The following is a 9,257-nucleotide window of genomic DNA, read 5'->3' on the forward strand; positions in this document are numbered from 1 at the left end:
GAGTGCACGTGATCTTGATGAGGAGGCTTCGCGTAACGGGCAGGCGCCTGCCTCAACATGGCCGGAGCAAACTGGTGTTGGCGAATGTAGGTCGCCGTCGATTGGTGCAGACTGTGTCGGTGGATGAGGGACAGTTGCTCGACGACCGGTACCGCCTCTCCGATCGGCTCAGCGAGGGCGGCGTTTCCGAGACCTGGCAGGCGCACGATGAGCTCCTGGACCGCGCGGTTTCGGTGAAGGTGCTCTCCGGGAAGTTCGCCGCCGATGCCGGCCTGCGCGGCCGGTTCCTCCGGGAGGTGCGGGCCGCAGCAGGTCCTTCGCACCCAAACGTCATGGGTGTCTACGACTATGGCGAAACGCCGGACCACAGCCCGTTCGTCGTCATGGAACTGCTCCGCGGTCCGACGCTCGCCCTGCGGCTCGCCGACGGCCCGCTGCCGGCCGATGCCGCGACCCGGATCTGCGCCGAGGTCGCGGCCGGTCTGGCCGCCTTGCACGCCGCTGATCTCGTACACGGCGATGTCACGCCCGCCACTGTCATACTCACCGCGGACGCGGCGAAAGTAGTCGATTTCGGCATTCTCGGCTCCCCGAGCGAGCCGGACGACGCGAACACGCCGGATAGCTGGGGCCGTCTGGACCCGGCAAGCGACGTCCACGCCTTCGGGGTGCTGCTCTACAGTTGCCTCACCGGCCGTCTCCCGTCGGACGAGTCAGCGCCGGAAGTTCTGGCGGACGTCGAGGGCGTGCGGGCGGACGTGCGGGAACTGTGCATATCCTGCCTCGCCGAAGACCCCGCGGACCGCCCGGCCGCCGCCGAGGTGGCGTCCGTGCTGGCCGCGGCCGCTGGCATCCCGCTCCCGAACCGCCCGATCCGGGCGATCGGCATCTTCGCCGGCCAGCCGGCAGACGACGCGGTCGAGGAGCTCCACACCCGGCGCCAGCTGAGGCTCGGTATCGCCATGTCGGCCACCGCGGCGGTGATCCTGGCGTCCTTCCTCCTGACCCGCGACGCCGGTGCCCCGCAGGGACTGCCGGATGCGGCGGGAGTCAAACCCACCGTGACCGGTCACGCACAGCCAGACGGGACGAGCGAGCCTCCGGTCGATCCCGGCACCGACGCCGGCCCGACCACAGACACCGGAAGCGATCAGTCGACGGACACGACGGACAGCGGCCCGGATCACCGGGTCGAGTCGGTCGGCAATGCCGGGCGTCCGGGCAATGCCATGGGCGGCGGCGGTCAGGTCAACCCGGTGCCCGGCGGCACGACCGCCCCGCCGGCCGGTGGCACGCCCGGCACCACGGCACCGGGCGCCCAGCCCACGACGCCGGCGCTGGTCGCTGTCCGCCTGTCCACCCTCGGCGGCGTCGTGATCGCCGGGTGCGCCGACGGGAAGGTGAGCGTCCTGGACGTGCTGCCCGCCTCCGGCGCGAAGGTCGTCAGCGTCCAGGGCGGCGCCCGTGACACGGCGCGCGTGGAGATCGATCTGCTGGCCGTCCGCCTCCGCCTCAACGTGCGCTGCGTCGCCGGTCTCCCCGTCGCCACCCCAATCTGACACGCGCCTACCAGCAGGGCCGGCTCAATCCCGACAACCGGCACTTCAGGCAGTGTCCACGATAGACGGTGGCGTGCGGTCAGCGAGGCGGCGTTCGTGACAACCTAACGCGGCACGGCGCTAGCCGACGCATTCCACAGCGGCCGGTCCCACGAGCTGCTCGATGAGGTCGCCGGATGGCTTCAAATCTATCCGATTATCACCCGAGCGTGCGATGCGGCCCTGATCACCGACGACCTCAGCGAGCGGCTGGCGCGGCGATTTCACGAGCGGTACGTCGCGGCGGCCCGCGCCTTTGCAACCCGCCCCGGCGACCTCGGCTGGGCCGATCTGCCGGAGTCGAGGCGCGAAGCCGTGCGAGCGCAGATCCAGGGGCATCGCGGCCGAACTTCAGGCGATCAGCGCCGGCCTGACCGCCACCGGCACGGCAAGATCACGTGTACGCACATCGGCAGTTCAGGGCGCCCGCCAGCGCCGAACGCTGGTCACGAAGCGTGACCGCTTCGGGCGGCCTGGCGCGCTCGGTCGGCGGCATGAGCGTGAACATCGGGCCGGGCGTTGGTGACCTTAGTCAGGAATCTGGATCGAGAGGCAGAAAGGATGTCCCGCGGGATCCAGGAAGATTCGGTATCGGTCCGGAGCGGGTTGATCGGGGAGCAGGCGGGCCCCGAGGCGAACTGCCTCGGCTTCAGCCTCGTCAAGGTCATCGACCGACAGGTCGACATGCATCTGCTTGGGCACGGCAGCGTCGCCCCAGGTAGGCGGCCGATAGTCCGGCACCCGCATGGCCGCGATCCAGCCTTGCCTCGTTCGCACCGCAGTGAACTCGTCGCCGGTCACGGCCACGTCGCCACCGACAAGCGCAGCCCAGAACTGCGCCAGCTCTGCCGGATCCTTGCAGTCGAAAACTATCGAGGCCAATCGAGCGACAGCCATGCGATCACCCTATCTTGACGGCCAACGGCTCGAGCCGAGACAGATCGCAGGCGACGCCGATACGGCAGACACGCACTACTCGGCAAATGCGTGAGCCATGGCTACGTTCCAGAGGCCATGTACGCGGCGAGGATGTAGTTGGGGTTGCGCGACCGACCGGGGCCAGCCTGGGGGTTGCGGGGCCGGCACACACTCGGCGTATGAGCGCAGACACGGACTGTTCGTGCCAGAAGGTCGTTCTGCACGGCGCCGCCGGATCCGTCCTGGCGGTGTGGCCGGTCGCGCCGGGTTGCCGACGCTGCCGGCCCTCGGACGACCCGCGGTCAGGCGACGGGTTCGCGCGCCCTGACATCGTGTACGTCGAGATCGTCCACCACGCGTCGCCGACGTCCACGTCGACCGCCTGGCACGCGATCCCCTTCGCGCCGGCCGCGCCGGTGGGCTGGACCGTCGAGGCCGACCGCCGGTCACGCGCCAAGGCCGCCGGGTATGCCGTGGATTTGGCGCGAATGGCGGCCGGCGAGGACTTCGTGGCGGTGCTCGCGCCGCGGGCCCTCGACGCCGCCCTCAAGGAGCTGGCCCACGACACCGCCCTGGCCGCGATCGCGGACGTGCTCGACGCGGTACACGACGGCTGCCGGGACTTCCTGTCGGGCGTCGCCTACGTGGTGCTGCGCATCATCGGCCTCCCACCCAGCGTCGCCCGGCCGCTCGGCGCCGTGGTCGGGCAGCTGGGGGCCCGGGCCTACCTCGCGCCGATACGCTCCCTGTCGCGCGGGCTGCGCATCATCTCCATCGCCGACAACGTCCTCGAAACCGCCGCGCCGGCCCGGTCGCTGGAGCACCCGCCGCAACCGCAGCCCCGGTGGCCGGAGATCGCGGAACCACCAAATCTCGCCGCTCCCCCTTCTCTGCCACCGCCCGCGCCTCCGCCTGTGTCCGCCCCTGGTCCTGAGCCCGCGCCGGTTCCCGCGACCGAGGTCCCGCCGCCGCCTTCGCCCCCGGCAGCCTCGTCGCCGCAGTCGAACGGGAGCGTCGCGCCGGAGCCGTCGCTGCCGTCGCGGTCGGCCGGGTCGTCGCCCGGGCCGGCGGAGACCGCCGCAACGGAACCGCCCACGAACCCGACCCTCATGCGGCCGATCAAGCAACCGAACGCGGCAACGGCCGAGTTCCAACCGGCTGCGTTGCGGAAAATCCATCGCCCGGTTCAGCCGCCCGGTCCGGCTGAACCGCGTGCTCCTGGTGAGCCGCCTGTTCTGGCTGAGGCGTCCGGTCCCGATGAGGCGCCGGTCGTTCGGCGGAGGCTGCCCGGATTGAAGCTGACCGGACCCCAACCTCCGAGGCCCATCAAGGATGAGGTGGCCGGTCATCCGGCGGGTATGCCGTTCGAGGACGTGGAGCCACCAACGGCCGGAGAGCACTGGACGGTGGCGATGCGGATCCACGACCGTCGCCCGGATCGTGCCGTGGGAGAGGGGCCGGCCACCGACCTTATGGAACCCGAGCCGGTCGTGGACGTCCCGGTAGCGGAGCCGGAGTCGCCCGATGGGCCGGCCACCGTGGACGGCGTCGCTCAGCGTCCGATGCCCGCGCCGGGCGAGGACGACGGGCCGTATCCAAGCTTCTGGTAGGCGGGGCTCAGCGCTCGTTGAGCAGGGTGGCCAGGTGCGCGGACGACCTCCAACGAGGCCGCCAACCGATCAACGACGTCGGCAGGCAGAGGATCGCCAAGTTCGACACCCTCGTCGGTCGCCGGTACCGGGCCGCGCGTCCAGCACCTCGGACCAGTTCACCGGTCCGCCGCCCGTGGCGGCTCGATCCCGGCGACACGGCCCTCGCGGTGGAACCGCCGCCAGAACGCCCTGCCCTCCTCGCTCTTGGGCGCCTCCTCGGGCGCGAAAAGCGCCAGCGCCTCCTCGACACGGCCCTGGTCGATCAGAAGCACGGCCAGTTCGGCGGTGGTCCACGCGGAGTCGTCGGCGGACTCCAGCGTCCGTATCGCCTCGCCTGGGCGGCCCGCGAGGACCAGAAGGCCGGCCGGTTTCGAGGCCCCGTACCAGGTGCCACCCTCCGGGTGAGCTCCCAGCTCGGCGATCGGCTGCTCGACCCGCCCCGACCGTGCGAGCACCTCAACGCGCTCGAACAGCAGCTCGATACTCATGCCGCCGCTATGCTCCGCGAGCTCGTCGATCGCCGCAAGCGCCTCGTCGGCCCGGCCTCGCTCGACCAGAAGCTTGCACAGGTTCCCGACGAGCCACTCCGGGTCGCCGCCCATCAGCTTCGGCACCGGCCGCAGGACCTCGATCGCCTCGTCGGCGCGGCCGTGCCGGGTCAGAAGCTCCGCCAGAGCAGCGGCAACGTTCGGCGAGCCGTCCGCGGCGAAGGGCCGCATCGCCTCGACGGCCTCGTCCACCCGATCGAGGCTCTCCAGCCAGACGGCCAACCGGAAGACGGCGTGCTCGCCACCACTGCCGGCGACCCACTCGCGAAGCTGCTGCTCCCGACCGTGCTTGGCCAGGATGTCAGCGAGCTGTTCGACGGCATTGACGAACACGGCATGCTCGCCGAAGGCGCTCCTGGTGAGTACCTTCAGCGCCTCGTCCACCTGCCCTTGGCGCTCGAGCAGCGTGGCGAGCGCCGGCGCGGCGTTCCATAACCTCACGGACTGTCAGCCTCGATCTGCTTGCGTACCAGCGCCGTGAGGTCGCCGTCGTATCCGTGCCCCTCGGTCAGCTCGATCAGCGCAGTGAGCACCACGTGCTCACCGGCGTACGGCCGGAGCAGCACTACAGCCTCGTCCACGCGTCCCCGCCTGGCCAGCAGCACCGCCAACCGTTCGATCCCGTGCGGACTCCCCTTGTCCAACGCTCCCCGCGCGAGCGCGATCGCGGCATCCGTCTCGCCGCGCCTGTCGTGGAAGTCCACGAGCACCTCCACCGCTTGCCACCAACCGGTTTCGACGAACGGCCGGAGCACTTGCATGGCGGCCTCGGGTTCGTGCCGCTCGAACAGCGTACGCGTCAGCCGATCGGCGCAGCACCAGTCGCCTCGCTCGGCCAGGCGCCGCAGTTCGTCGAGATGGCCGTGCTCGGCCAGCCGGTTGGCGACCGCGGGCGGCAGCCAACCGTCATAGGTACGAAAACGTCGAGCAAGGTCCGCAGCCTTCACGCCGTCGAACGTAGCGCCCGCTAGGAAGGCCTGGGATCGAACCGTACTCAGCGGCAGTTGCATGCACTGAAGTGAATCCATGTTCGCCGCGTTCAGCGCCGGCTGACCGTGACGCACGCGGAGTTTGCTATGGCGCAGCTGCTGCCGGCCGGCCATCAACTCCTGCCCCACAGGCTTGCAAGCACCTGATTACCGATAGGTTTGAGCGTCTTCCTCATTCCAGATTGAGAGCTGGTGCCCTTCTCCGTACTGCTCCACCACGCGCTCGTACGCTTCATCGACGTCGGCGGCGAAGACGCTCAACGGGACGCGCTCCCCGTCGTCGATCTTGATCCAGCCTATGTACTCCCGCGTCGGCGAATCCCCGTCGATGGCCGTACTCTCTCCTCAACTACATCAACAGCTCCAGCAAACCTCACTGTTACCAGCGCGGATCTCCGCCAGCAACGTTGGACGGCCCGAGCCGCCTGCGTGAAGCGGCTTCACCGTCCTCCACAAGTGCAAGATCACGTGCACTGACATCGGCAGTTCCGGGCGCCCGCCGGCGCCGAATGCTGGTCACGAAGCGTGACCGCTTCGGGCAGCCTGGCGCACTCTGTCAGCGGCAGATGCGGATGGGCGACGGACGGCAGGCATCAGGAACCCGAGCGGTGCGTCCGCGCGGCAGGAAGGCTCAGTCACGACGCCTGGGCGGTCATGTAGAGGTCTGCGGTCCAGCTTGAGGTCGGACGACCGGGCGGTGACGGGTGACCGAAACTACAGCGAGGAGACGACGGACATGGCGCTGACACCGACGGGTCCTGGGCTGGATCGCGAAGTGTGCTCTCGTTGGCGGCTGACGCCCGGCCGGGTGTTGGGCGACCGGGCAACCGGGACGTGGGAAGCCACGCGCGATGGTGCGGCGTTCGTGGTCAAGTACTTCGACTCGGCACGCTTTCCCGACTGGCGTTACACGTTGCGGGTCGCCGCGGCGCTGCGGGCCCAGGGATGGCCGACCCCTGAGCCGGTCGAAGAGCCACTGATCGGGCCTGGGGGCGCGTGGGTGTTGTTCCACCGGTTGCCCGGCCGGTCCGTGCGGCCCGCCGATGGGGACAAGCCGGCCGAGGAGCGCTCTCGGGGGCGACTGCTGGCCGAGTTCCACAGGGCCGCCACGGCTACCGGCATCGTCGACCAGCGCGGCGGTTTCTCCGGTCCCGCGGAGCTGGTGGCAGACCCGGGGCTGGACCATTGGCTGCGGATCCACGAGCTGGCCCGCCCGGACGAGGGGCGGATACTGCGGGCCTGCCGTGACGCTGCGCTGGAGTGGTTTACCGACAACGTCATCGTGGATGCTCCGCGCAGCGTGATCCACGGTGACTTCACGCCCTGGAACCTGCTGTACGACGATGGACGGCTGACCGGCGTGGTCGACTTCGAGGCAACCCATTACACCTTCCAGGTGGCCGACTTCGCCCTGTCCTGGCGCGGATACCATGACAACGTTCTGCGGGGCTACGACGAGGTCCGCCCCTTGTCGGACCTCGAATGGCAGCTGGTACGGCCGGTGTTCTGGGCCTGGCTGTTCATAGGGGTCAAGGACCTGCTTGCAGCCCACTACGGCTGCACTGACCCTGTCGGCCCGATACCGAAGCTGGAATGGCAGATCGTCCACGTGCGGAAACACTCGGACCTGCTTTCAGAAAAGGCCGGCGCGCCGAGGCTTCCTGTCCACGAGTGAGACGTCAGACCCATGCCTCAACCAGGCGCGCTCCGGCGACGCAGCCGTAGCGTCGTGCGCGAACGCCTGTAGGCCGAAACCATGACTCTCATGGGCAGTCGCAAGGTCATCGGCATGTCCGCAGGCCGAGCCATTGGTTCGGGCTGTCACCTCAAGTAGCGATTTGATCGCGGCAGAAGCGGATGTTCGCCGAGACACCCCGGCTCTGCGATCGACGGGATTGCTCCAGGCATCCTGGCCGATGGGACCTGGCTGCTTCAGCGGCGGGCGTTCTGGTTAAGCCTGGTGGATGGCTTCGCCGATCCCGATTTGGTTGGCGCCCTGTTCGGCGGTGAGGACGACGACGTCTGGAAACTCCGGCCGGGCGGGATGCCGTCAAGAGATCTACTGCAGGTGACAAACGCGCTGCGGTAACAAGGGTGCGCCGTTGCGTGGACGGCCGAACGGCCGAACCTGCCCACGAGCGTCCAGCCACCTCGGGCGCCAAGCGCCTGCATCCGCTCATCGGCCAGGACGGGAAGCCTCGGCGCCGCTTGGGCCCGTGATCACTCACTGTGACGACGACGGTCCTGCCGCCGCGCGACACTCGCGGCATGAGAGTGCCCTGCGTCGGCCCCATCAACTCAGCGGAACGAAGCAGCCGGAGGCGGCGCCGTCTCGCGAGCGAGGAGGACTCAGCGGGCGGGAACCGCCTCGGACGACGGCCGCCACTCCCGCCTGATCAGCCCGTACACCCACGAGTCCGAGACCTCGCCGTTCACGACGCAGTCTTCGCGCAACGTCCCTTCACGCACGAATCCGAGCTTCTCCAGGACGCGGGCAGACGCCGCGTTGCGCGTATCGGTCTCGGCCTGGACTCGATTCAGGTCCGACGTGTCGAATGCCCACTTCAGCAAGGCGTGCGCGGCCTCAGTCGCGTAGCCGTGGCCCCATGCTGCATCGTCGAGGCAGTAGCCCATCGACGCGCTGTGGTAGTCCGGGTTCCACCGGGTCAGACTGCACCAGCCGATGAACGCGCCGTCGGAAACACGGTCCATGGCCAGCCGTGTCCCGGTGCCTTCCTCTGCCATCTGCCGGCAGGCCATGATGAACCGCTCGGCGCGCACCCGCTCGCTCCAGGGCGGCGCGTCCCAGTAGCGCAGCACGTAGGCGCTGCTGTGCAGCGCGAAGAGGGCGTTCGCGTCGGCGTCGTTGAACGGACGCAGTCGCAGGCGAGCGGTCTGCAGCGTAGGGGTAGGTAGGGACATGGGTGCCATGTTGCCTCTCATGAGGTGGTGGCCGCGCAACCGCACACGCGATGCGTCACTCACAACCGGGCTTCTCGCGGGTTGGGCGACCGCGCGGATCGCGGCATGAGCGGAATTGACCAGTCAGGCCGTCGACGCGATAGCGTCTTTGATCGCTTGCGCGTCGCTGTCGAGGAGCGACCTCTTGCGTTCCGGCGAGTCGGCCTTGAGGGTCCAGCCGTCTCCTGCGTAGCGAGGGATGACGTGAAGGTGGAAGTGGAAGACCGTCTGGAAGGCGACTTCGCCATCGCAGAGGAGGACGTTGATTCCCTCGCAGCGCATGTTTGAGCGTCGCAAGGCTCGTGCCATGTTATGACCGACCGACCAAACCTGAGCGCTAGTGGCTCCATCGAGGTCTTCGAGGCCCACTGCGTGCTCGCGTGGCACGACGAGTAGATGGCCGGGTGTGACGGGGTTCAGGTCCATGAAGGCCACGACGGTCTCGTCCTCGTACACCACACTGGCGGCGCGTGTCAAGATTTTTGAGGCAGGTTGGTTAGGTTTTCGTTGAGTGGGCTGGCTCGTCTGGGTCGTCTTGCTCGGCGGGCTTGTTGATCCACGCTGCGACAGGTAGGGCGGCCGGCTCGGGGT

Annotated in this window: 9 protein-coding genes; 3 read left to right on the forward strand and 6 right to left on the reverse strand. The window is 68.9% G+C overall.

Translation table 11 applies throughout. The annotated features are described in order from the left end of the window. Positions 1 to 17 precede the first annotated feature (17 nt). Positions 18 to 1,559 carry a serine/threonine-protein kinase gene (locus tag ABD901_RS46375; RefSeq protein ID WP_345138159.1) on the forward strand — a complete coding sequence of 514 codons (1,542 nt, stop codon included), beginning with the start codon at positions 18 to 20 and terminating at the stop codon, positions 1,557 to 1,559. A gap of 120 nt (positions 1,560 to 1,679) precedes the next feature. On the opposite strand, the gene ABD901_RS46380 is transcribed toward ABD901_RS46375, so the two are convergent. Together ABD901_RS46380 and ABD901_RS46385 are read right to left on the reverse strand one after the other, a co-directional pair. Next, positions 1,680 to 1,937 (reverse strand): hypothetical protein, encoded by a 258-nt coding sequence (locus tag ABD901_RS46380; protein WP_345138137.1) that lies wholly within the window; start codon positions 1,935 to 1,937, stop codon positions 1,680 to 1,682. A 189-nt stretch (positions 1,938 to 2,126) separates the two neighbouring features. Then, positions 2,127 to 2,495: a VOC family protein gene (locus ABD901_RS46385; protein WP_345138139.1), complete on the reverse strand. Its 369-nt coding sequence runs from the start codon at positions 2,493 to 2,495 to the stop codon at positions 2,127 to 2,129. Positions 2,496 to 2,695: 200 nt separating this feature from the next. On the opposite strand from ABD901_RS46385, the gene ABD901_RS46390 reads away from it, so the two are divergent. Beyond that, positions 2,696 to 4,126, forward strand: a complete 1,431-nt coding sequence (locus ABD901_RS46390; protein WP_345138141.1) for a hypothetical protein — start codon at positions 2,696 to 2,698, stop codon at positions 4,124 to 4,126. Between the two features lie 158 nt (positions 4,127 to 4,284). Here ABD901_RS46390 and ABD901_RS46395 read toward each other — a convergent pair whose 3' ends face one another. Then, entirely contained in the window at positions 4,285 to 5,100 is an 816-nt protein-coding gene (locus ABD901_RS46395) for a tetratricopeptide repeat protein (protein ID WP_345138143.1), read from the reverse strand. Positions 5,101 to 5,153: 53 nt separating this feature from the next. Next, the gene (locus ABD901_RS46400) at positions 5,154 to 5,834 is read right to left on the reverse strand and encodes a tetratricopeptide repeat protein (protein ID WP_345138145.1); all 681 of its coding nucleotides are present in this window, start codon (positions 5,832 to 5,834) and stop codon (positions 5,154 to 5,156) included. Positions 5,835 to 6,441: 607 nt separating this feature from the next. Here ABD901_RS46400 and ABD901_RS46405 point away from each other — a divergent pair. Beyond that, complete coding sequence (locus ABD901_RS46405) at positions 6,442 to 7,380, forward strand: phosphotransferase enzyme family protein (protein ID WP_345138147.1); 939 nt, start codon at positions 6,442 to 6,444, stop codon at positions 7,378 to 7,380. 674 nt (positions 7,381 to 8,054) lie between these two features. On the opposite strand, the gene ABD901_RS46410 is transcribed toward ABD901_RS46405, so the two are convergent. Both ABD901_RS46410 and ABD901_RS46415 read right to left on the reverse strand, forming a co-directional pair. Then, on the reverse strand, positions 8,055 to 8,636 hold the full coding sequence (locus ABD901_RS46410) for a GNAT family N-acetyltransferase (RefSeq protein ID WP_345138149.1): 582 nt from the start codon (positions 8,634 to 8,636) through the stop codon (positions 8,055 to 8,057). Between the two features lie 114 nt (positions 8,637 to 8,750). Then, entirely contained in the window at positions 8,751 to 9,125 is a 375-nt protein-coding gene (locus ABD901_RS46415) for an HIT family protein (RefSeq protein WP_425556814.1), read from the reverse strand. Positions 9,126 to 9,257: the final 132 nt, after the last annotated feature.

Origin of the sequence: Dactylosporangium darangshiense, from assembly GCF_039537565.1 — a bacterium.
GTDB classification, from domain to species: domain Bacteria; phylum Actinomycetota; class Actinomycetes; order Mycobacteriales; family Micromonosporaceae; genus Dactylosporangium; species Dactylosporangium darangshiense.

Excerpts from the sequence above, each read along its gene's own strand:
- ABD901_RS46375 (WP_345138159.1), top strand. The coding sequence starts at position 18 with ATGAGGAGGCTTCGCGTAACGGGCAGGCGCCTGCCTCAACATGGCCGG.
- ABD901_RS46380 (WP_345138137.1), bottom strand. The coding sequence starts at position 1,937 with ATGCCCCTGGATCTGCGCTCGCACGGCTTCGCGCCTCGACTCCGGCAG.
- ABD901_RS46385 (WP_345138139.1), bottom strand. The coding sequence starts at position 2,495 with ATGGCTGTCGCTCGATTGGCCTCGATAGTTTTCGACTGCAAGGATCCG.
- ABD901_RS46390 (WP_345138141.1), top strand. The coding sequence starts at position 2,696 with ATGAGCGCAGACACGGACTGTTCGTGCCAGAAGGTCGTTCTGCACGGC.
- ABD901_RS46405 (WP_345138147.1), top strand. The coding sequence starts at position 6,442 with ATGGCGCTGACACCGACGGGTCCTGGGCTGGATCGCGAAGTGTGCTCT.
- ABD901_RS46410 (WP_345138149.1), bottom strand. The coding sequence starts at position 8,636 with ATGGCACCCATGTCCCTACCTACCCCTACGCTGCAGACCGCTCGCCTG.